At 70.8% G+C, this 22194-nt stretch carries 17 protein-coding genes; 10 read left to right on the plus strand and 7 right to left on the minus strand.

The features are described 5' to 3' along the window. Nucleotides 1-162 precede the first annotated feature (162 nt). Nucleotides 163-1278: a ribonuclease H-like domain-containing protein gene (locus NUG20_RS21040; RefSeq protein WP_263396309.1), complete on the plus strand. Its 1116-nt coding sequence runs from the start codon at nt 163-165 to the stop codon at nt 1276-1278. A 616-nt stretch (nt 1279-1894) separates the two neighbouring features. On the opposite strand, the gene NUG20_RS21045 is transcribed toward NUG20_RS21040, so the two are convergent. From NUG20_RS21045 to NUG20_RS21060, 4 genes are all read right to left on the minus strand, one after another. Next, nucleotides 1895-3007, minus strand: coding sequence for a saccharopine dehydrogenase family protein (locus NUG20_RS21045; RefSeq protein ID WP_263396310.1), 1113 nt, complete (start codon nt 3005-3007; stop codon nt 1895-1897). 66 nt (nt 3008-3073) lie between these two features. After that, complete coding sequence (locus NUG20_RS21050; RefSeq protein ID WP_263396311.1) at nt 3074-4948, minus strand: M56 family metallopeptidase; 1875 nt, start codon at nt 4946-4948, stop codon at nt 3074-3076. 3 nt (nt 4949-4951) lie between these two features. Then, a complete protein-coding gene (locus NUG20_RS21055; protein WP_263111790.1) occupies nt 4952-5338 on the minus strand; it encodes a BlaI/MecI/CopY family transcriptional regulator in 387 nt (128 codons plus the stop codon). Nucleotides 5339-5537: 199 nt separating this feature from the next. Further along, nucleotides 5538-6416, minus strand: coding sequence for an AraC family transcriptional regulator (locus NUG20_RS21060; RefSeq protein WP_263396312.1), 879 nt, complete (start codon nt 6414-6416; stop codon nt 5538-5540). 149 nt (nt 6417-6565) lie between these two features. Here NUG20_RS21060 and NUG20_RS21065 point away from each other — a divergent pair, with 149 nt between their 5' ends. The 5 genes from NUG20_RS21065 (at nt 6566) to ligD (ending at nt 11527) form a co-directional block, all read left to right on the plus strand. Next, nucleotides 6566-7636 (plus strand): aldo/keto reductase, encoded by a 1071-nt coding sequence (locus NUG20_RS21065; protein ID WP_263396313.1) that lies wholly within the window; start codon nt 6566-6568, stop codon nt 7634-7636. 4 nt (nt 7637-7640) lie between these two features. Then, nucleotides 7641-8177, plus strand: a complete 537-nt coding sequence (locus NUG20_RS21070) for a nuclear transport factor 2 family protein (RefSeq protein WP_263396314.1) — start codon at nt 7641-7643, stop codon at nt 8175-8177. A 53-nt stretch (nt 8178-8230) separates the two neighbouring features. Further along, complete coding sequence (locus NUG20_RS21075; protein WP_263398568.1) at nt 8231-8545, plus strand: Atu4866 domain-containing protein; 315 nt, start codon at nt 8231-8233, stop codon at nt 8543-8545. 231 nt (nt 8546-8776) lie between these two features. Beyond that, on the plus strand, nt 8777-8953 hold the full coding sequence (locus NUG20_RS21080) for a DUF3606 domain-containing protein (protein ID WP_263396315.1): 177 nt from the start codon (nt 8777-8779) through the stop codon (nt 8951-8953). Nucleotides 8954-8971: 18 nt separating this feature from the next. Next, nucleotides 8972-11527, plus strand: a complete 2556-nt coding sequence (gene ligD, locus NUG20_RS21085) for a DNA ligase D (RefSeq protein WP_263396316.1) — start codon at nt 8972-8974, stop codon at nt 11525-11527. Between the two features lie 65 nt (nt 11528-11592). Here the strand turns inward: ligD and NUG20_RS21090 are convergent, their stop codons facing one another. Both NUG20_RS21090 and NUG20_RS21095 read right to left on the minus strand, forming a co-directional pair. After that, nucleotides 11593-12630 (minus strand): SDR family oxidoreductase, encoded by a 1038-nt coding sequence (locus NUG20_RS21090; protein ID WP_263396317.1) that lies wholly within the window; start codon nt 12628-12630, stop codon nt 11593-11595. 82 nt (nt 12631-12712) lie between these two features. Continuing rightward, nucleotides 12713-12946, minus strand: coding sequence for a metallothionein (locus NUG20_RS21095; protein ID WP_185814797.1), 234 nt, complete (start codon nt 12944-12946; stop codon nt 12713-12715). Nucleotides 12947-13084: 138 nt separating this feature from the next. On the opposite strand from NUG20_RS21095, the gene NUG20_RS21100 reads away from it, so the two are divergent. Further along, on the plus strand, nt 13085-13438 hold the full coding sequence (locus NUG20_RS21100; RefSeq protein ID WP_263396318.1) for a hypothetical protein: 354 nt from the start codon (nt 13085-13087) through the stop codon (nt 13436-13438). A gap of 342 nt (nt 13439-13780) precedes the next feature. On the opposite strand, the gene NUG20_RS21105 is transcribed toward NUG20_RS21100, so the two are convergent. Further along, nucleotides 13781-15034, minus strand: coding sequence for a DNA topoisomerase IB (locus NUG20_RS21105; RefSeq protein WP_263396319.1), 1254 nt, complete (start codon nt 15032-15034; stop codon nt 13781-13783). A gap of 154 nt (nt 15035-15188) precedes the next feature. Between NUG20_RS21105 and NUG20_RS21110 the strand changes: the two genes are divergently transcribed. The 3 genes from NUG20_RS21110 to NUG20_RS21120 all read left to right on the plus strand — a co-directional run bounded on the left by NUG20_RS21110 (nt 15189) and on the right by NUG20_RS21120 (nt 22005). Further along, nucleotides 15189-15584 carry an I78 family peptidase inhibitor gene (locus tag NUG20_RS21110; protein WP_263396320.1) on the plus strand — a complete coding sequence of 132 codons (396 nt, stop codon included), beginning with the start codon at nt 15189-15191 and terminating at the stop codon, nt 15582-15584. A gap of 345 nt (nt 15585-15929) precedes the next feature. Then, nucleotides 15930-20387 (plus strand): glutamate synthase large subunit, encoded by a 4458-nt coding sequence (gene gltB, locus NUG20_RS21115; protein ID WP_263396321.1) that lies wholly within the window; start codon nt 15930-15932, stop codon nt 20385-20387. A gap of 127 nt (nt 20388-20514) precedes the next feature. Continuing rightward, nucleotides 20515-22005: a glutamate synthase small subunit GltD family protein gene (locus tag NUG20_RS21120; protein ID WP_263396322.1), complete on the plus strand. Its 1491-nt coding sequence runs from the start codon at nt 20515-20517 to the stop codon at nt 22003-22005. Nucleotides 22006-22194: the final 189 nt, after the last annotated feature.

The following is a 22194-nucleotide window of genomic DNA, read 5'->3' on the forward strand; positions in this document are numbered from 1 at the left end:
ACGACGCATCGACCGCGCTCGACACGGATTCCGATGCATTGCTGGAGCGGCACGCATGAACGCCGACTGCAAGTGCTTGCGTGGTTTGCGCCTGCTGCTGAAAGACGCGATGCAAGGCAATGCAGTCCACACCGATCCCGACGCGCTACCGGGGCGTAGCGCATGAGCATCAGCCTCGAACGCCTGCGCGCGTTGCGCAAGCAGGCCGGCGACCCAAGCGCGGATCGGCCGCGCGCGCCGGCGTCGGGTGCGCGGCCGGCAGGCGTCGCGGTCGCTGCGGGCACCGCCGCTGCGGCGACCACCCCTGCACGGGTGGCTGCGCCCGCAGGCGGAGCCGCGTCGCTGCGCAGGCCTCCGCGCGATGCCGACGGCGCGCCCGTGCCGCCGGCGCCGCGCGTGCCGGCAGTCGCGCACACCGGCGCCGCCGCAACCACGGTGGCGCCGCCGATCGCGATCGAACCGTTCGACCAGCGCGGCGCCGATGTCGCCTCGCTGCGGCGCCTGCTCGGCATGCGCGAACGCGCGGTGGCGCCGGCCGCGGCGCCGCGCCGGCCGCAGGCCGCCGACCGTCATCTGCCGGGGGTGGAGATCGCGCCCGGCCTGCACCTGATCGAAGCGTTCCTGCCGCAGCCGATCCCCGCCGCCGCGCTGTCGCTGGCGTTCGCCCGGCGCGAGGACGCGGTGCAGCCGTCGGACCTGCTGTTCTTCGACACCGAGACCACCGGCCTGGCCGGCGGCACCGGCACCCGCGCGTTCATGATCGGCGCGGCCGACTGGTCCCTGCACCCCGTCGACGGCCCGGGCCTGCGCATCCGCCAGCTGATGATGGCGACGATGGGGGCGGAGAAGGCCATGCTCGAAGCGTTCCGCGAATGGCTGGCGCCGACCACGGTGCTGTCCAGCTACAACGGCCGCTGCTACGACGCGCCGCTGTTGAAGACCCGCTACCGGCTGGCGCGCTGCGCCGACCCGCTGTCGGCACTGGACCACGTGGACCTGCTGCATCCGACCCGCCGCCGCTACCGCGGCACCTGGGAGAACTGCAAGCTGGCCACGATCGAGCGCCAGCTGCTGCGCATCGTGCGCGAGGACGACCTGCCCGGCTCCGAAGCGCCGGCGGCCTGGCTGGGCTACCTGCGCGGCGGCAGCGCGCGCAACCTGCGCCGCGTCGCCGCGCACAACCACCAGGACGTGGTGACCCTGGCGCTGCTGCTGCAGCGCCTGGTCGACGCCGAAGCCGAGGACCGCGAGGTGGTGCCGTTCGTGGAGGCGCCGTAGCGCCGCGCATTAGCCCCTCTCCCTCCGGGAGAGGGGTTGGGGTGAAGGTCCGGCGCGAAAGCGTCCCGCTGAGTTAGGAGCACGAGGCTGCGCCCGTACCCTCATCCGCCCCTGCGGGGCACCTTCTCCCGATGGGAGAAGGAAACAGCCGTGGCGCGTCGAGCCCCTCTCCCCTCGGGAGAGGGGTTGGGGTGAGGGTACGGCGCGAAAGCGTCTCGCGGATCAAGGTGTACGAGGCTTCGCCCGCACCCTCATCTGCCCCTTACGGGGCACCTTCTCCCAACGGGAGAAGGGAGCAGCCTTAGCCCCTCTCCCCTCGGGAGAGGGGTTGGGGTGAGGGTCCGGCGCGAAAGCGTCTCGCGGAATTAGGAGCACGAGGCTTCGCCCGCACCCTCATCCGCCCCTTACGGGGCACCTTCTCCCAACGGGAGAAGGGAGCAGCCTTAGCCCCTCTCCCCTCGGGAGAGGGGTTGGGGTGAGGGTCCGGCGCGAAAGCGTCTCGCGGAGTTAGGAGCACGAGGCTGCGCCCGCACCCTCATCGCACCCGCGGGGCACCTTCCCCCGAAAAGGGGCCATGGTCCCGATGAGAGAAGGAACGGCTGCCCTGCGGCAACCGCTAGAGCTCCCGCACCGCCGTCTCGATCCGCCACGCCGCGAACTCGCCTTCGAACTCGGCCAAGCTCAGCAGCCCCATGCATGCATGCGCACCCACCGGCAACGCCGCGCCGCTGGCCAGCTTGCGTACCAGCAGGATCGCGGCCAGGCACGGAATCTCCGGGCCGTGCAGCGTCGGCGCGGTCAGCTCCCAGCACAGGGCGTGCGGGCGGCCGTCCTTGAGCCCACGCATCTGCACCGACATGCCGCCGAGATCGCTGCCGAAGCGGTCGAACCAGCGCCCGGCGCGCGCGAACGTCGCCGCCAGCGCCCGCATCGGCAACGGCACGCCGAGTCCTCGCAGGCGCGCGAGCGCGGCCAGGCAGCGCTGCAGGAACGGCAGTTCCAGCGCCGCGCGGAAGCGCACGCTGCGCACGCCGGGATAGCGCGCCACCAGCAGGTCGTGATCGGGCACGTCGCACGGCGCGGCCAGGCGCGGGGCGAGCCGCGCGAATGAAACCGGCTGCGGCGCGGCCCACCCGCGCGTCCGCTGCCAGCGCCCATCGCACCACCAGTCGAACGGCAGGCCGCAGTACGACAGCACCGCGCGCACCGTGGCCATGCCCAACGGCGTGGCCTGCGCCGGTGCGATCACCAGGTCGATGTCGTGCAGCTGCGAAAAACGCGGGCGCAACGCATCGACCACCGCGCTGGACAGCCCCGGCAGGGTGCTGGCGCCGCTGATCGCGGTGCGCCCGGCCTGCCGCGCCAGCGCGTCGAGCGCGGCGGGAAAATCGCGCACGAACGCGCGGCCGTCGGCCAGATCGATGTAGTGCATGCCGGCCTGCAGGCAGGCGCGGGCGACCGCGTAGTCCTGGCCCTGGAACGGCCCGGCGGTGTGCACGACGGTGTCCGCGCCGGTGGCGGCCAGCTGCGCGGGGAAGTCTGCGGCCGCCGTATCCAACCGGCACACCGCGACGCCGCGCATGTCCGCGCCGGCCACATTGGCGGTGGCAGCGCCAGGATGGCGGCCGGCCGCGACCACCTGCAGCGCCGGCGTCGCCGCCAGCGCACGCACGATGCGCGCGCCGAAATGGCCGTAGCCTCCCAGCACCACCACTTTGCAAACTGCCATCGTGCCCTGCCCCATCCTGTCGGCGTCCGCGGCGATTATCCGCGCGACCGCCGCGTCAGGGGGGAATCAACCATCGACCGGCGTGGCCAGCCCTTGCGCGATGGCCTGACGGATCAGCGCGTCGGCCTGCTCCCGCGCACGCACGCTGGCGTCGGCCTGCATCTTGCCCAGTTCGGCCTGGCGCAGGCCCAGTTGCGCCTGCTGGCTGGCCAGTTCCTGGATCTTCTTGCCGATGTCCTGCCGGCGCATCCGCTCGGTCGCCTGCTGCGCCGCGGCGCGATCGCGTTGCGCCTGGGTGCTCGCATCGCGGCTGGCGGCGAGCGCCGCCTCGGCATGACGCGCAGCGCTCTCTGCCATCTGCGCGCTCAGTTCCGCCATGCGCTCGCCGAAGTCGGCCTGCCGGTCGCCGAGATCGCCTTGGCGGTCGCCCAACTCGGCCTGCGCCTCGGCCAGCTGCAGGCTCTGTTCGTGCAAGGCCTCGAAGCGCGCCAGCGCGGCCGGGTCGCGGACCACGTAGCGGCGGCCGTCGTGGCGGAACCACAGCAATTCTCCACCGCTGCCGGCCAGGCGGCGCGCTTCGCGCAGGTCGTCCAGCGACGCATCCATCAGGTTGTGTCCGTCCTGCACCAGCACGTAGGCGTCCTCGCCGTCGTGCCGCGAGAGCGTGATGCGGCCCTGGGTCAGCAGCGGATCGGCCGCCGGCGGCGCGGCGGGTGGCGCGGGGGCCGCCGGCGGCGATGGCGCGGCAGGCGGCTCCGGGACCGTCGCCGGAGCGGCCGGGGCGGGCCGCGCCAGCACGCTGGCGATGATCGACGTCGCCGCGGGAGCAGCCGGGGCCGACGCGCTCGCGGGGGCCGCATGCACGGCGACTGGCGCAGGAACCGACGCCGCGGTCGCCGGCACCGGCTTGGCAACCAAGCGCAGCGGCATGACCCCGGCCAGCGCGATCGCGGCGGTGATCAACCCGGCGCCGAGACGCGGGAACGAAGCCGTGCTCTGCAGCATCAGCAAGCGCCGCTTCAGGCTGACGAAGCTCGGCGACGCGCTGGCGACGCCGGCCGCCGGTCGCGGCGCCACGCCCAGCTGCACCAGCAGGCGCGCATAGTTGTGCCGGCAGTGCCGGTGCCCGGCGACCACCGCCGCATCGCAGGCGGCCTCGCGGGCCAGCGCGTATTCGCGCACCGCCAGGTGCACCAGCGGGTGGAAGAAGAACAGGTGCTGCGCCAGCGCCGGCAGCAGGCCCCACCACAGGTCGCGGCGCTGCAGGTGCACCAGCTCGTGGGTCAGCGCCATGTCCAGGTCGTCGGCGTGCATCGCCGCCAGGCGCCGCGCCGGCAACAGCAGCACCGGCCGCCACGGCCCGATCAGCTGCGGCGAATCGATCTGCGCCGACAGCCGCAGCTGCGGCGGCCGGCGCAGGCCATGCGCCTCGGCGGCCAGGCGCAAGGCGCCCAGCAATGCGGCGTCGGTGCACGGCGTGCTGGCGCGCACCAGGCGCCGGCTGGCACGGTAGGCATGGCCACTGCGCAGCGCGCCGAGCAGCACGCCAGCCAGCCACAGCGCGACCAGCGCCTGCGCCCAGGGCAGCGGCGCGGCGGCAGACACGGCCTTCTGTGTCGCCGGAGGCGGCGATGCTGCAGTCGTTGCAGGCGCAGCGTCCGCGTCCTGCAGCGAAGCGGCCGGCAATGCGGTCGCGGCAACCGCGACCGGCGCCGGCGCGGCCGGCAGCACCGGCAGGCTCAGCGCGCCGGCCCACAGCAGGCCGAGCACGGTCTGCGCGCCGACCAGCCACCACAGGCGGCAGCGGGTGGCCGCCGGCAGCGCCGGCAGCCAGCGGCACAGCGCCCAGATCGCCGCGACCAGCACCACCGCCTGCACGCTGGTCGCCAACAGCCGCGACAGCAGGGTCTCGAACAACGTCGTGCCGAAGATCGTGTGCATGCCTCAGTCCTCCCGCCGCTGCGATTGCAGTTTGGCCACCAATGCCTCGAGTTCGGCCAGTTCGTCGTCGCTGACCTCGGCGCGCTGCGACATCCACGCCACGAACGGCGACACCGAGCCCTGCAGGGTCTTCTCGACGAAGCTGCCAACCGCGCTGCGCACCACGTCGTCCTGGCCGGCGGTGGCGGCATAGCGGTATACGCCCTGCACCTGGCGCCGGCGCAGATAGGCCTTGGCGCGCAGCCGCTCCATCATCGTCAGCACGGTGGAGCGGGCCAGCCCGCGCGCCTCGCCGAAGGCGGCGGCGACTTCGCCGACGCTGGCCTCGCCCTGCTCGGCGATGTACTGCAGCAGGGCCAGTTCCTGGTCCCCGATCGATTTGCGCCGCATCCGTCCGCTCCTGGTGACTACATCTGTCGCCAACCTACCTTTGGCGACAGCTGTCGTCAATAGGCTACTGGTCATTGGTGGCTCATTGGCGGCCACGCCAAGTCCGCCCCTGGCATCGCGCTCGGCAGCGCCGCCCAACTCCCGCTACGGCGCCGCCATCACCCGCGGCAGCCAGCCGCGTGCCACCTGCCGCCGGCCATCACGAAGCGCGCAACAGCTTGGCGTGTTTCGCCGGCGGGATGCCGAACAGGCGCGCGTAGTCGCGGCTGAACTGCGACGGGCTGTCGTAGCCGACCTGGAATCCCGCGCTGGCCGCGTCCAGCGCGCCGCTGACCATCAGGCGGCGTGCCTCCTGCATGCGCAGCTGGGTGCGGAACTCGAGCGGGCTCAGTGAGGTGATCGCCCGGAAGTGCTGGTGGAAGGTGGAGCGGCTCATGCCGGCGATCTGCGCGGCATCCTCGATGCGGCAAGCTTCGCGGAAGTGGGTGCGGATCCAGACGATGGCGCGTGCGACATGGTTGAGCCGGCTGTCGGCCTGCGCCATGTGCCGGATGACGCCGCCTTCGGGCCCGGTGAGCAGGCGATACAGGATCTCGCGGATGGTCAGCGGCGCGAGCGCGTCGATGTCGCGCGGCGTGTCCAGCAGGCTGGTCAGGCGCACGACCGCGTCCAGCAGCGCCGGCGTGGTCTGGTTAAGGGTCAACCCCATCGGCGCGGCGGCCGCTTCGGCGGCCGTGGGCGGGTGGCGGATGGCGAGCTCGCCGAGTTCGGCCAGGTCCAGATCCAGTTGCAGGCTGAGATACGGCGCCGCTGCGCTGGCCTCGATCACCGACCCCATGACCGGCAAGCCGACAGAGGCGACCAGGTAGCGCGCCGGATCGTAGATGTAGGTGGTGGTCCCCAGCATCGCGCGCTTGCGCCCTTGCGCGACGAAACACACGGTCGGCTCGTAGATCACCGGCATGGGCAGGGTCGGCATCGACGCGCGGATGAGCTTCACGCCCGGCAGCCGGCCGTCGAACGTGCCGTCGTGCGGTGCGTGGCGGGCGATGAGGTCGGTCAGCGTCTGCAGGGTCATCTGCGTCTTATTCCACATCCGCCGCCGCGCTGGAAGAGCGATGCGGCCAGCGCCGGACGATCGTGCAAGCATTCCGGACAAGCCGGCTATCGCTCCAGGCGGCCGCGACGCAACCATGGCGCCACGCACTTTCCAGGAGCGCCAGCCTCATGAACGCACCCTCTTCCCTCTCCCACTACCGCCTGCTCGGCCGCTCGGGCCTGCGCGTCTCGCCGCTCGCGCTGGGCACCATGACCTTCGGCGAGGACTGGGGCTGGGGCGCCGACCGCGCCGAAGCCAAGCGCATCTTCGATGCCTACACCGAGCGCGGCGGCAACTTCGTCGACACCGCCGTCAACTACACCAACGGCGCGTCCGAGCGCATCCTCGGCGAATTGGTGAAGGACAAGCGCGAGCGCATCGTGCTGGCGACCAAGTTCACCATGGCGCGCGACGCGGCCAACATCAATTCCGGCGGCAATCACCGCCTCAACCTGGTGCGCTCGGTCGAGACCAGCCTGCGCCAGCTCGACACCGACCGCATCGACCTGCTCTACCTGCACGCGTGGGACTTCACCACCACGCCGGAAGAAGTGATGCGCGCGCTGGACGATCTGGTGCGCATGGGCAAGATCCTCTACGCCGGCATCTGCAACACACCGGCATGGCGGGTGGCGCAGTTGCAGACGCTGGCCGAGCTGCGCGGCTGGTCGCCCTTCGTTGCATTGCAGATCGGCTACAGCCTGGTCGAGCGCACGGTCGAACACGAACTGCTGCCGATGGCCGAGGCCATGGGATTGGGCGTGCTGCCGTGGTCGCCGCTGGGCGGCGGCATCCTGACCGGCAAGTACGGCCGCGCGGATCTGACCGACGCCAACGAGGCCGGCGTGTCCGCGACCCGCAAGGGCGTCATCGCCTCCTCGGGCCATCTCAACGAGCGCGCGCTGGCGATCGCGGACGTGGTCGGCGACATCGCCGGGGAACTCGGCGTGTCTCGCGCGCAGGTCGCGCTGGCGTGGACGCTGCAGCACCCGGCCGTGGTCGCGCCGGTGATGGGCGCACGCACGCTGCAGCAGGCGCAGGACAACTTCGGCGCGCTGGACGTGGTGTTCGACGACGACCAGCGCGTCCGCCTCGACCAGGCCAGCGCGGTCGCGCCGATCTTCCCGCAGAACTTCATCGGCCGGCCGATGGGCCAGCAATTGATCTTCGGTACCTCCACCGTGCAGGGACGGAGGTGAGGCCATGGCGTGCATCGGTGCCAGGACAGCCACGGCCATCCTCTTCGCAATCGCGCTGTCGGCGTCGGCATGCGGGACGGTGCCGGTGAGCGCCACGCCAGTGGCAGCGCCAGCGGCCGTGCAGAGCGAACGCAACCGGCAGGCCGTCACCGCCGCATTCGATCGCTGGGCCGACGGCGGTTCGGGCTTCTTCGACGAGATGCTCGCCCGCGACATCGTCTGGACGATCGAAGGCTCCGGCCCGAGCGCGGGCACCTATCGCGGCCGCGATGCGTTCATGGCGCATGCCGTGCGCCCCTTCGTCATCCGCCTGCGCGAGCCGGTGCGGCCGGTTTCCAGACGGATCTGGGCCGACGGCGACCACGTCATCGCGCAGTGGGAGGGCCGAGCCGTCGCGCGCGATGGCCGCCCCTACCGCAATCGCTATGTGTGGATCTTCCGCATGGATGGCGGAAAGGCAGTCGAGGCGCATGCCTTCCTCGACCTCGCCGCCTACGACGACGTACTGCGCCGCATTCCCGCGCGCGAAGGTGCGCAGTGACGCGCGCGAACGCACGGCGTTGCGGTCTGGCGGCAGCGTTCGCCGCCGCCGCGATTGCCGCCGCAAGCGCACAGACGAACACACCCGGCGCTTCCCCACCCGCTGTACCGACACGAGGCGACACCATGCAACAGTATCCCTATCTGGGCATGTGGGTCACGGCCGATGGCCGGATCCGCCAGGAACTGCTGCCCAACGGCCGCTACGACGAAGCGCGCGGATCGCGCCGGAGCGCCTACCAGGGCCGCTACGCGATCGACGGCAACCATATCGACTACTGGGACGATACCGGCTTCACCGCGGACGGCACGTTCGTCGGCCAGGACGAACTGCACCACGGCGGGATGGTGTTCCATCGCGAGAAATAGCCGGCGTCATGCGGCAGGGGCGAGGCGACGGCGCGAACCGAGCGCAGCGCGGGCGGCGTCCGCTCGCGCATCCAATGTTTCCACCGTTCACGTCGAGCCGACGCCCGCGCGATTAGAAGTTCGTAGACAACGCGCGCCGCCGCCGCACAGCGACCGGCACGCGTATCGGCCATCGACAGCCGCCGGCGTCCCGACGCCGCGGCGCTTCCCACCGTGAGCAGGAGCATCCGCATGAGCGACGACAAGAACAATGCAGGTTCCCCGGACCGCGACCGCATCAACGTCAACGAGGACTACGAATTGCAGTACTGGACCAGCACGTTCGGCGTCTCCGCCGACGAACTGCGTGCGGCCGTCGAGGTCGCCGGTCCCACGGCCGAAGCCGTGCGCGCACACCTGGGCAAGTAGCCTGGCCAGGCCCACGCGATGAGCCTTGCCGAATACCGCCGCAAACGCAGCTTCGACAAGACCAGGGAGCCGGAGCCGGGCAAGGCGCTGCCGCAAGGACAGCGCCCGATCTTCGTGGTGCAGCTGCACCACGCCAGTCGCCGCCACTACGATTTCCGGCTGCAGGTGGGTGACGCCCTGAAGAGCTGGGCGGTACCGAAGGGCCCGAGCTACGATCCCAAGGTCAAGCGCATGGCGGTGGAGGTCGAGGATCACCCCGTCGACTACGCCGGCTTCGAAGGCGAGATTCCCAAGGGCGAATACGGCGGGGGCCATGTCGCGCAGTTCGACCATGGCGTGTGGAGCACCGCCGGCGATCCCGAAGCGCAACTGGCCAAGGGCCACCTGCGCTTCGAACTGTTCGGGACCAAGCTCAAGGGCGGCTGGCACCTGGTGCGTTCCGGCAAGCCGGCGCGCCAGCCGCAGTGGTTGCTGTTCAAGGAAGACGATGCGTTCGCCAGCGACGTGGAGGCGGACGACCTGCTCGCCGACGTGACCGCGCCGCCGCCGGAGGATCTCAAGCGCGCCGGCGCGGGCAAGCCGAACAAGCGCAAGGCGCTAACCGCCGTCGCGCTGCCGCGCAAGGCGAAAAAGACCGACTGGGCGAAGCGGGCGCTGGCCCTGCCCAAGGCCAAGCGCGCTGCGGCGCCGACCGGGCCGTTCCAGGGGCAGCTGGCCAAGCTCGGCGACGCCCCGCCCAAGGGCGAGCACTGGATCCACGAGATCAAGTGGGACGGCTACCGGATCCTCGCCACCATCGCCGATGGCGCAGTGCGCCTGTGGTCGCGCAACGCGATCGAATGGACCGACAAGATTCCCGAGGTCCGCGATGCCATCGCCGCGCTGGGCCTGAAATCGGCGGCGCTGGACGGCGAGCTGATCGCGGGCAAAGGCACCAAGGAAGACTTCAACCTGCTGCAGGCGGTGCTGTCCGGCGAACGCCAGGCGGCGCTGGCGCTGGCGCTGTTCGATCTGCTGCACATCGACGGCGTCGACATCGCCGATGCGCCGCTGACCGCGCGCAAGGCCTTGCTGCAGGAGCTGCTGCACGGCGCCGATGCGCACCTGGCCTTCAGTTCGCACATCGAAGGCGATGGCGAGGCCGCATTCCAGATGGCGGGAGAGCAGCACTTCGAGGGCATCATCTCCAAGCGCGCCGACCGCGGCTATCACGGCGGCCGCAGCGAGGACTGGCGCAAGACCAAGCAGCTGATCTCCGACGAGTTCGCCGTGGTCGGCTACACCGCGCCCAAGGGCAGCCGTTCCGGCTTCGGCTCGCTGCTGCTGGCCCGGCCCGACCCGCAGCACGGATGGCTGTACGCCGGCCGTGTAGGCTCGGGCTTTTCGGACGCGTTGTTGCGCGAGGTGACCAAACGGATCGGCAAGGCCGGCGGCAAGACGCCGACCGCCCACGTCCCCACCACCGAAACCGATCTGCGCGCGGCCACCTGGTTCGCGCCGCGCTTCGTGGTGGAAGTGTTCTACCGCGGCATCGGCGGCCAGCAGTTGCTGCGGCAGGCCTCGCTGAAGGCGGTGCGGCCGGACAAGGACGTCGCCGACCTGCGCGATTCGTATCGCGCGGCGCCGGGCGCACCGGCGCCGCAGACGACACCGGCGACGAAACGCCGCCGCACATCCGACGGCGACGATGCCGGCGGTCGCGTGCCGCCGGCGCTGTCCAGCCCCGGCAAGATCATTTTCCCGGACATCGGCGCCACCAAGCAGGAGGTATGGGACTACTACAGCGCGGTCATGGATCACCTGCTGCCGGAGATCGCCGGGCGGCCGCTGTCGATCATCCGCTGTCCCAGCGGCGCGGAACGGCCGTGTTTCTTCCAGAAGCACCATACCGCCGGGCTGGAACTGGTGTCCTCGGTGCGCCTGAAGGAGGAAGCCGGCAACAACGCGTACTACCTGGTGGTCAACGATGCCGCCGGCCTGCTGGAACTGGTGCAGTTCAATGCGCTGGAATTCCATCCGTGGGGTTCGTATGCCGACCATCCCGACTCGGCCAACCGGGTGGTGTTCGACCTGGATCCCGGCCCGGACGTGCCGTTCGCCGAGGTCAAGAAGGCCGCCACCGACATCCGCAAGCTGCTGGCGCAGCTGGAACTGGACTCCTTCCTCCGCGTCTCCGGCGGCAAGGGCCTGCACGTGGTGGTGCCGCTCGCTCCTGGCTGCGACTGGGACCTGACCAAGCGCTTCGCGCACGGCTTCGCCGACGCGCTGGCGCAGTCCGAACCAGAACGTTTCCTGGCCACCGCGACCAAGCGCCTGCGCAACAAGCGGATCTTCGTCGACTACCTGCGCAACGGCCGCGGCGCCACCGCGGTGGCCTCGTATTCGCTGCGCGGACGCCCCGGCGCGCCGGTCGCGATGCCGCTGGCCTGGAGCGAATTGCCCAAGCTGCACCGCGCCGATGCATTCAAGATGCGCGATGTGCCGGCGAAGCTGAAGCGGCGCCGCAAGGATCCCTGGGAAGGCATCGCCGACGTGCAGCAGAACCTCGCGCGCTGGGCTGCGTCGGAGGAATAGCGGCCGGGCGCATCGCCGCGGCACGACGGCAGGGCCGAACGCTGTCGGCCCGGCGGCTGCGCACGTTAGCCCTGCGGCCCGCCCATCACCGGCAGGATCGCGCCGCTGATGTAGCTGGCGGTGATCGGCGAGGCCAGGAACACGTAGGCCGGCGACAGCTCCTCCGGCTGCGCCGCGCGGCCCATCGCGCTGCTCTTGCCGAATTCGGCCACGTCCTCGGCGGACTTGTCGGCCGGGTTCAGCGGCGTCCACACCGGCCCCGGCGCGACCGCGTTGACGCGGATTCCGCGCGGCTGCAGTTGGCTGGCCAGGGCCATGGTGAAGGCATGGATCGCGCCCTTGGTCGCCGAGTAGTCGAGCAGCGACTTGCTGCCGAACAGGCCGGTCTCCGAACCGCTGTTGATGATCGCCGCACCACGCTTGAGGTGCGGCAAGGCCGCGCGCGCCATGTGGAAGTAGCCGGCGATGTTGGTCTGCAGGGTTTCCTGCAAGTGCTCGTCGCTGAGGTCCTCCAGCGCGTGGCAATGCAACTGGAAGGCGGCGTTGTTGACCAGCACGTCGAGCCCGCCGAAGGCGCGCACGGTCTGCGCCACCGCGTCCTGGCAGAACGCCGGATCCTTCACGTCGCCGGCGATGGTCAGGCAACGGCGGCCTTCCTTCTCCACGTGCGCGCGGGTCACCTGCGCGTCCTCGTGCTCGTCCAGGTACAGCACCGCCACGTCGGCACCTTCGCGTGCGAACAGCACCGCCACCGCGCGGCCGATGCCCGAGTCGGCGCCGGTGACGATCGCGCTCATGCCGCGCAGCTTGCCGCTGCCCACGTAGTCCGGCGCCTCGAAGCGCGGTTGCAGCGCCAGGTCCTGTTCCTTGCCGGGCTTGCGCAGGTGCTGGCCGGGCATCGTCTCCGGCTGCTTGCGCGTGCCTGCCTGGGTCGGCGCGGATTTCTTGGTCTTGGCCTTGGCTTGTTTCTCGCCCGCGTCGACCTCGCGTTGCAGCGCGCGCTGCTTCTGCGCGGTCTTGCCGGCGGCGCCGGCGGCAGCGGAGCTGGCCGGCTTGGACGAGGCGGACTTGGAGGCGGCGGGTGGTTTGCGGCGGGAGGCCATCGGCAGTGCTCCGGAAGTGGGCGCGGCGCGGGGCGCCGCTGATGTGGACGATCGCCGTTGCGACCGCGGACAGGGCGAAACGCTAGGCGCGGTCGGCGACGCCTTCGACGCCGGCGTGCTGGGCGCAATGCGCGCAGCAGAACATGCGTCCGCCGGCTTCCACGCCGTGGCCGACGATGCGGCAGTCGCAGTGGCTGCAGTGCGGGGCGAAGGCGTGGATCGCGCACTCGAACGAATCGAAGGTGCCGCTGCGCGCGCCCTGGGTCAGGGTGAAGGCTTTGTCGTAGTCGTTGCCGCAGACATCGCAGGTGGCCATGGTTCGGCTCCGGTTGGCTGGGAGGCGACAGTGTGGCCAGGCCGGCGGCCACGCCAGGTGAAGCCTGGCGCTGCGCTCTTCATGCCACGCAAACATCGACCGCGACAGGCTCGCGCTATTCATCGAAGGAGATGCCCCATGATCCGCCACCCGTTCGCGCTCGCCGTTCCGTTCGCCTGCCTGCTGCTCGGTGCCTGCAGCACCACCCAGATCGCCCAGGTGCAGCCGATCGACGGCGTCATCTCCGGCCAGTGCCACGTCGACAAGGTGCGCGGCGCGGTCGGCCTGGCCGCCGCGCAGACCACCGTCGAACGCGCCCGCGTCGACAGCGACAGCCTGCAGGTGCAGGTGGTGAACAGCAGCGTCGATCGCAGCGGCGCGACCGCCAGCGGCGTGGACAGTGCGACCCGCGGCGCCGGCGAGAGCGGCGGTGAACGCCTGACCATCGAGGTCGGTCCGACCAACAACATCACCACGCTGTATTGCGGTTGATGCGGACGGCCGCCGGGTGACGGCGGTGGACGGACAGCGTTCGCTGTCTGCGGCGCAGCAGGACCTGATCGCCCGCGCCTGACCGAAGCCGGCGGCAACCGCGTCGCGCTGTACAAGATGCGCGGCGGCGGCGCGCGCAGCGGCGCGCCGGTTACCGACCCAGCTCCCAGCGTGGGTCTTGGCGTGCGTATCGCAGCTGGCAAGCTGTTGTGGGAGCGACTTCAGTCGCGACCTGCATTACCGGAAAGCCCGTCGCGACTGAAGTCGCTCCCACAAGACGCCGCGATGGCGATGGGCGGCGCACGCGGCGGGACCGCCGCCACGCGCCGCCGACGCGCCGGGTCAGGCCCGCTTGCGCGGGGCAGCGGCTTTTTTCGCCGCCGTGCCGCCCGTGCGGCGCGGGCGCGCCGGCCGCGCTGTCTTGGCGCCGGCCGCCGTTGCCCTCGCCGCCGTTACACCGGCCGCCCGCGCCGCCGCCTTGGCACCCACCACCTTCTTGCCGGCGGCCTTGGCCGCCTTGCGGCTGACCGTGCGCGCCTGCGCCAGGTATTTCAGCGTCGCCAGGTCCCACTGCCGCTCGCCGCGCACACGCTCGCACAGCCCGTGCAGCTCGCCGCAGCGCCAGCCGTCGAACACGCACGGATCGATGTAGGCCTTGCGGCACACCGCCGGGGTATTGCCCAGCGCGTCGGCGACCTCGCGGATCACCGCATTCTGAGCCTGCTTCAGCGCGCGCTCGCTGCTGGGCTCGGGCAACGGCAGCTGCGCCAGGCGCTGCAGCGCGGCGCGGGTACCGCCCCAGGTGCGGAAGTCCTTGGCGGTGAAGCTCTCGCCCATCGCCTCGCGCAGGTAGTCGTTGACCTCGCCCGAATCCACCGGCTGCAAGGTCCCATCGTCGTCGCGGTACTGGAACAGCGCCTGCCCCGGCAATTGCTGGCAGCCGCGGATCAGCTTGACCAGGTGCGCGTCGTCGACCTCGATGTCGTGCTCCTGGCCGCCCTTGCCGCGGAACTTCAGCCGCGCGCGGCCGCCCTTGACGAACTCCAGGTGGCGGTTGCGCAGCGTGGTCAGGCCGTAGGAGCGGTTGCTGCGCGCGTACTCGGCATTGCCGACGCGCACCAGGGTCTCGGCCATCAGCGCCACCACCATCGCCAGCACCTTGTCGCGCGGGTAGCCCGGCAGCGCCAGGTCGCGGCGCAGGCGCCGGCGCAGCCGCGGCAGCGCCTGGCCGAAGGCCATGATCCGTTCGAACTTGCCGTCGCCGCGCACCTGCGCCCAGTCGGCGTGGTAGCGGTACTGCTTGCGCCGCCGGGCGTCGCGGCCGGTGGCCTGGATGTGGCCGTTGGCCTTGGCGCAGATCCACACCTCGGTATAGGCCGGCGGGATCGCCAGCTGGCGGATGCGCTGCAGGGTCTGCGCATCGCGCACCGGGCTGCCGTCGGGCATCCGGTAGCTGAATCCCTTGCCGACGCGGCGGCGGACGATGCCCGGCTCGGTGTCGCTGACGTAGACCAGGCCGGCGCTGCTGGCGGCCTGCTTGGACTGCAACTCGCGGGCCGCCTCGACGGCGGGGGTGGAGCGGGAAGCCTTGCTCATCGAAAAACCGCCGGCGGCGATGGGAGCGGGGATTGTCGGCAGCGTCGCGGCTAGGCCGCGTCAATGCCGCGCCGGTTAACGAACCGCGAACGCCTATTCGCCGATGCTGTCGGCTTATGCTGGATGTCTTCTCCCCTCGACTCCTGGAGCCCCGATGAGCAATTTCCTTTCTTCTCGTCCGTCCGCGCGTGTCGGCCTGCTCGGCGCGGCGTGCCTGGCGCTGGCATTGGCCGCGTGTACCGCGCCGCCGCCGGACGAGCAGGAACAGGTCGCCGCCAAGGCGCAACAGGCCGCCGAACAGGCCGCCAAGCCCAATCCGGCCAGCGCGCCGGAGGCCCCGCCGGTCGGCACCTGCGACGCGTCGCAGGCGCAGGGCCTGGTCGGGCAGGCGGCGGAACAGGCGCTGGTGGACCAGGCACGGATCGACACCGGTTCCAAGAGCGTGCGGGTGCTGACCCCGAACCAGATGGTGACGATGGAATTCAATGGCGAGCGCCTGAACATCGAGGTCGACGCCAAGAACGTGGTCACCGGCGTGCGCTGCGGCTGACCTCGCGCGTGCTCGGCGCTGAGGGCGGGCTGCTGCCGCTTGCCGCAGCGGCTCGATCCGGATGCTGCTCTCTGTAGGAGCGGCTTCAGCCGCGACCGGGCGTATCGGTCACCCTCCGGTCGCGGCTGAAGCCGCGCCTACAGGGCGTCACCGCCAAGCGCCACGCGGCCGGTGCAGCGGGTTCGTCGCCCGCGCCGGCCGCGGCTACGGTTGCAGCTGCAACCGTGTATTGCGGCACCGCACCAACTGTGCTTTAGTCGATGTTCCGGTGACCTCAAGATGCGCTCCAGGATAGAGCGGGGGCGAGTGTCGCCGCGTTCCTTCGGATCGCTTTTAGAGGCAGACATGGCCCCCCGCAACCGCCACGGGCTCTACGACCCCCAAGACGAGCGCGATGCCTGTGGTTTCGGCATGGTCGCCCAGCTCGACGACCAACCTTCGCGGGCACTGGTCGACACCGCCATCGCCGCGCTGTCGCGGATGACCCACCGTGGCGGCGTCGCCGCCGACGGCCTGACCGGCGACGGCTGCGGCCTGCTGATCCGCAAACCCGATGCGTTCCTGCGCGCGCTGGCGCGCGACGCCGGCATCGCGGTGGGCGCGCGCTTCGCCGCCGGCCAGGTGTTCATGCCGCGCGACGACGCGGATGCCGCCGCGCGCTGCCGCCAGGTGCTGGAAGAGGAACTGGTCCGCGCCGGCGCGCAGCCGCGCGGCTGGCGCGTCACCCCCACCGACGATTCGGTGTGCGGGCAGCTGGCCAAGGACACCTTGCCGCACATCGAGCAGGTGTTCGTCGATGCCGGCGCCGAGCACAGCGAAGACGCCTTCGCCCTGGCCCTGTTCCTGGCGCGCCGCCGCGCCGAGCAGCGCCTGCGCGATGTCGCCGACTTCTACGTCACCACGCTCTCGCCCAACGGCATCAGCTACAAGGGCATGGTGCTGCCGGACAAGCTCAGCACCTTCTACCCGGACCTGCAGCGCAGCGACCTGGCGTCCAGCGCCATCGTCTTCCACCAGCGCTTCTCGACCAACACGCTGCCGCGCTGGCCGCTGGCGCACCCGTTCCGGCTGCTCGCGCACAACGGCGAGATCAACACCATCGAGGGCAACCGGCACTGGGCGCAGGCGCGCAGCAAGGTGTGGAAGACCCCGCGCTTCGACATCGCCGAATTCGACCCGGTGATCTCGATGCACGGCTCCGATTCGCAGAGCCTGGACAACATGCTCGAGCTGCTGGTCGCCGGCGGCATGGACCTGCTGCAGGCGCTGCGCATCCTGGTGCCGCCGGCGACCCAGTCGCTGGAGTTCAAGGACGCCGACCTGGCCGCGTTCTACGAGTTCTACGGGCTCAACACCGAGCCGTGGGACGGCCCGGCCGGCATCGTCGCCTGCGACGGCCGCTACGCCGCGTGCATGCTCGACCGCAACGGGCTGCGCCCGGCACGCTGGATGCTGACCTCCGACCGCCATTTCCTGGTCGCCTCCGAGGCCGGCGTGTGGGAACTGCCGGCCGAGCGCGTGACCCGCAAGGGCAAGCTCGGCCCGGGCGAAATGATGGCCATCGACCTCAAGCGCGGCGACCTGCTCGACTCGGACGCGATCGACCGCATCAACCGCGGCCGCGCCCCGTACAAACAGTGGCTGCAGCAGGGCGTGACCTACCTGCAGACCGAACTGATCGACCCGTCGCTGGTCGAGGAGCCGTTCGACGAGCGCACCCTGCGCAGCTACCACAAGCTGTTCCAGCTCAGCACCGAGGAAGTGGAGCAGGTGCTGCGGCCGCTGGCCGAGACCGAGCAGGAAGCCACCGGCTCGATGGGCGACGACACCCCGATGGCGGTGCTCAGCCGCCACACCCGGCCGCTGTACGACTACTTCCGCCAGGCGTTCGCGCAGGTCACCAACCCGCCGATCGATCCGTTGCGCGAAGACTGCGTGATGTCGCTGACCACCCAGCTCGGCAAGGAGACCAACATCTTCCATGCCGGCCCGGAGACGGTGAACCACGTCATCCTCAATTCGCCGGTGCTCAGCCAGCGCAAGCTGCGCCAGCTGCTGAAGATGGAGCAGTACCAGAGCCGCAACGCGCAGATCGACCTGTCCTACAGCGTCGAGGAAGGCCTCGAAGCCGGCCTGCGCCGCATCTGCGCCGAGGCCGAACAGGCCGCGCGCGACGGCAAGGTCATGCTGCTGCTGACCGACCGCTACCCGGTGCCGGAACGGCCGATGGCGCATGCACTGCTGGCCACCGGCGCGGTGCACCATCACCTCTCGCGGGTGGGCCTGCGCTGCGACGTCAACCTGATCATCGAGACCGGCACCGCGCGCGATCCGCACCACATGGCCTGCCTGCTCGGCTTCGGCGCCACCGCGGTGTATCCGTACCTGGCCTACCAGACCCTGTTCGACCTGGGCCGGCGCGGCATCCTGCTGCTGAAGAAGGGCGGCGAACAGGCGCAGATCGGCCGCAAGTACCGCAAGGGCATCTACAAGGGCCTGTCCAAGATCATCTCCAAGATGGGCATCTGCACCATCGCCAGCTACCGCGGCGCGCAGTTGTTCGAGATCGTCGGGCTGGACCCGGACGTGGTCCGGCTGTGCTTCCCGGACACCGCCTCGCGCATCGGCGGGGTGAACCTGGCGCGGCTGGACACCGAGGCGCGGCAGCTCAACGCGCGCGCCTGGAACGACCTGCTCAAGCCGGAAGTGGGCGGGCTGCTGAAGTACGTGCACGGCGGCGAGTACCACATGTACAACCCGGACGTGGTCATGACCCTGCAGCGCGCCACGCGCAGCGGCGAGCAGGCCGATTGGGCCGCCTACGCCGAGGCGGTGCATTCGCGCCCGCCGTCGGCGCTGCGCGACCTGCTGCAGCTCAAGCGCGCCGAGGTGCCGACCCCGCTGGACGAGGTCGCCCCGGCCGCGGACCTGCTGCGCCGCTTCGACACCGCCGCGATCAGCCTGGGCGCGCTGTCGCCGGAGGCGCACGAGGCGCTGGCGATCGCGATGAACCGCCTCGGCGGGCGCAGCAATTCCGGCGAAGGCGGCGAAGACCCGGCGCGCTACGGCACCGAGAAGCGTTCCAAGATCAAACAGGTGGCCTCCGGCCGCTTCGGCGTCACCCCCGAATACCTGGTCAACGCCGAAGTGCTGCAGATCAAGGTCGCGCAGGGTGCCAAGCCCGGCGAAGGCGGCCAGTTGCCCGGGCACAAGGTCAACGAACTGATCGCGCGGCTGCGCTACGCCAAGCCGGGCATCGGCCTGATCTCGCCGCCGCCGCACCACGACATCTATTCGATCGAGGACCTGGCGCAGCTGATCTACGACCTCAAGCAGGTCAACCCGACCGCGCTGGTGTCGGTGAAGCTGGTCAGCCATGCCGGCGTGGGCACCATCGCCGCCGGCGTGGTCAAGGCCGGCGCCGACCTGATCACCGTGTCCGGCCACGATGGCGGCACCGGCGCCAGCCCGGTCAGCTCGATCCGCTATGCGGGCGTGCCGTGGGAACTGGGCGTGGCCGAGTCGCACCAGGCGCTGGTCGCCAACAACCTGCGCGACCGCACCATTCTGCAGACCGACGGCGGCCTGAAGACCGGCCTGGACGTGGTCAAAGCCGCGATCCTGGGCGCGGACAGCTTCGGCTTCGGCACCGGCCCGATGATCGTGCTGGGCTGCAAGTACCTGCGCATCTGCCACCTCAACAACTGCGCCACCGGCGTGGCCACCCAGGACGAGCGGCTGCGCGCCAACCACTTCGTCGGCCTGCCCGAGCGGGTGGAGAACTTCTTCAAACTGCTGTCCGAGGAAGTGCGGCAGTGGCTGTCGTACCTGGGCGCGCGCTCGCTGGACGAGATCATCGGCCGTACCGAACTGCTCGAGCAGTTGGACGTGTCGCCGCGTAAAGGCGTGCGCGTGGACCTGTCGCGGTTGCTCAAGGACGTGCGCTACGACGGCAGCCACTGCGCGGCGCAGCGCCTGTACGAATCGCCGGACAGCCTGGCCACGCAGATGGACGGCCTGCTCGCCGACGCGATCGCCAATAAGACCGGCGGCGACCACCGTTTCCTGATCCACAACACCGACCGCTCGATCGGCGCGCGCCTGTCCGGCGCCATCGCCCGCGTGCACGGCAACCACGGCATGGACGATGCGCCGCTGACCCTGCGCTTCCGCGGTTCGGCCGGGCAGAGCTTCGGCGCGTTCAACGCCGGCGGCCTGCAGCTGGAGCTGGAAGGCGAGGCCAACGACTACGTCGGCAAGGGCATGGCCGGCGGCCGCTTGGTGGTGCGTCCGCCGCGCGGCGCGCGCTTCGAGGCGCGCAACACCGCGATCATCGGCAACACCTGCCTGTACGGCGCCACCGGCGGCGAGCTGTACGCCGCCGGCCGCGCCGGCGAGCGCTTCGGCGTGCGCAACTCCGGCGCGCTGGCGGTGATCGAAGGCGCCGGCGACCACTGCTGCGAATACATGACCGACGGCATCGTGCTGGTGCTGGGCAAGGTCGGACTGAACTTCGGCGCCGGCTTCACCGGCGGGCTGGCCTACGTGCTCGACGTGGACCGCGATTTCGTCGACCGCTACAACCACGAGCTGATCGACATCCATCGCATCTCCGCCGAAGGCTTCGAGAGCCACCGCCAGCACCTGCACAAGCTGATCAGCCGCCACCGTGAACTGACCGGCAGCATCTGGGCGCAGCAGATCCTCGACGAATTCCGCGACTACGTCGGCAAGTTCTGGCTGGTCAAACCGAAGGCGGCGAGCATCGAGTCGCTGACCGAGTCGCTGCGGCGCGCTGCCTGATGGATGTACCCCCTCTCCTGCTTTTGGGAAGGGGGGATCGCGAAGGCGCTGCGCGCCCCGTACCCTCATCCGCCCCTTCGGGGCACCTTCTCCCGGGGGGAGAAGGGAATATGTCACGGAAATTTTTATGAGCCGCAAACAAGCCTTCCAGTTCCTCGACCTGCCCCGGCAGATGCCGCAGCGCATCCCGGTGGAACTGCGTACGTCCGGCGACTGGAACGAGCTGTACGGCAAGTTCGACAAGGCCGACGCGCAGTACCAGGCCGGGCGCTGCCTGGATTGCGGCAATCCGTATTGCAGCTGGAAATGCCCGGTGCACAACGCGATCCCGCAGTGGCTGCAGCTGGTGCAGGAGAACCGCATCGAGGAAGCCGCGGCGCTGTGCCACAGCACCAACCCGCTGCCGGAAGTGTGCGGCCGGGTGTGCCCGCAGGACCGCCTGTGCGAAGGCAGCTGCACGCTGGAGGAATTCGGCGCGGTCACCATCGGCGCGGTGGAGAAGTACATCGTCGACACCGCGCTCAACAACGGCTGGCGTCCCGACCTGAGCCAGGTCCAGGCCACCGGCAAGCGCGTGGCGGTGATCGGCGCCGGCCCGGCCGGGCTCAGCTGCGCAGACCGCCTGGTCCGCGCCGGCATCCATGCGGTGGTGTACGACCGCTACGAGCAGATCGGCGGCCTGCTGCAGTTCGGCATCCCCAGCTTCAAGCTCGACAAGAGCGTGATCGGCAAGCGCCGCGAGGTGCTCGAAGGCATGGGCGTGGAGTTCCGCCTGGGCGTGGAGATCGGCCGCGACGTGAGCCTGGAGCAGTTGCTCGGCGAATACGATGCGGTGTTCCTCGGCACCGGCGCCTACCGCTACACCGACGGCGGCCTGGCCGGCCAGGACCTGCCCGGGGTGCTGCCGGCGCTGCCGTTCCTGGTGCAGAACAGCCGCATCGTCGGCGGCAACGACCCGTGGGGCCGGCCGATCGCCGGCTGGGAAGACACCATCGCGCTGCCGGACTTGAGCGGCAAGCGTGTGGTCGTGCTCGGCGGCGGCGACACCGGCATGGACTGCGTGCGCAGCGCGATCCGCCTGGGCGCGGCCAAGGTCACCTGCGCCTACCGCCGCGACGAGGCCAACATGCCCGGCTCGGCGCGCGAAGTGGCCAACGCCCGCGAGGAAGGCGTGCGCTTCCTGTTCAACCGCCAGCCGCTGGCGGTGGAAGCCGATGCGGCCGGCAAGCTGGCCGGCGTGCGCGTGGTGCAGACCCGCCTGGGCGAACCCGATGCGCAGGGCCGCCAGGCCGCGGTGCCGGTCGAAGGCAGCGAATCGCTGCTGGACGCGGACGTGGTCATCATCGCCTTCGGCTTCTCTCCCAGCGTGCCGGAATGGCTGGCCGCGCAGGGCGTGGAAGGCACCGCCAACGGCCGTATCCTGGCCGGCGGCAGCGATCCCGATGGCAGCGGCCGCCTGCCCTACCAGACCACCAATCCCAAGCTGTTCGCCGGCGGCGACGCGGTGCGCGGCGCCGACCTGGTGGTGACCGCCGTGGCCGAAGGCCGCGATGCGGCCGCGAGCATCGCCGAATGGATCGGCAACCGCCTGCCGGTGACCACCCAGGCCGCCGCCTGAGCGACGTCGACCGCGTCCAAGCAAGTCGTTGCGTTGCATGCCCGGCGGCGAGCGGCCGGGCAGAGGGTGTGCACTCGTCGCCGGCAATGCCGCGGCGATGGTCCTCTGGCCACTGCACCCGCGGCACCCTGCACCGCCAGCATCGTCGCGTCGGGGCTGAAGCCCCTCCCACAGGTGCACCATCAGGCA

Source organism: Xanthomonas sp. CFBP 8443 (assembly GCF_025666195.1).
Taxonomy (GTDB): Bacteria; Pseudomonadota; Gammaproteobacteria; order Xanthomonadales; family Xanthomonadaceae; genus Xanthomonas_A.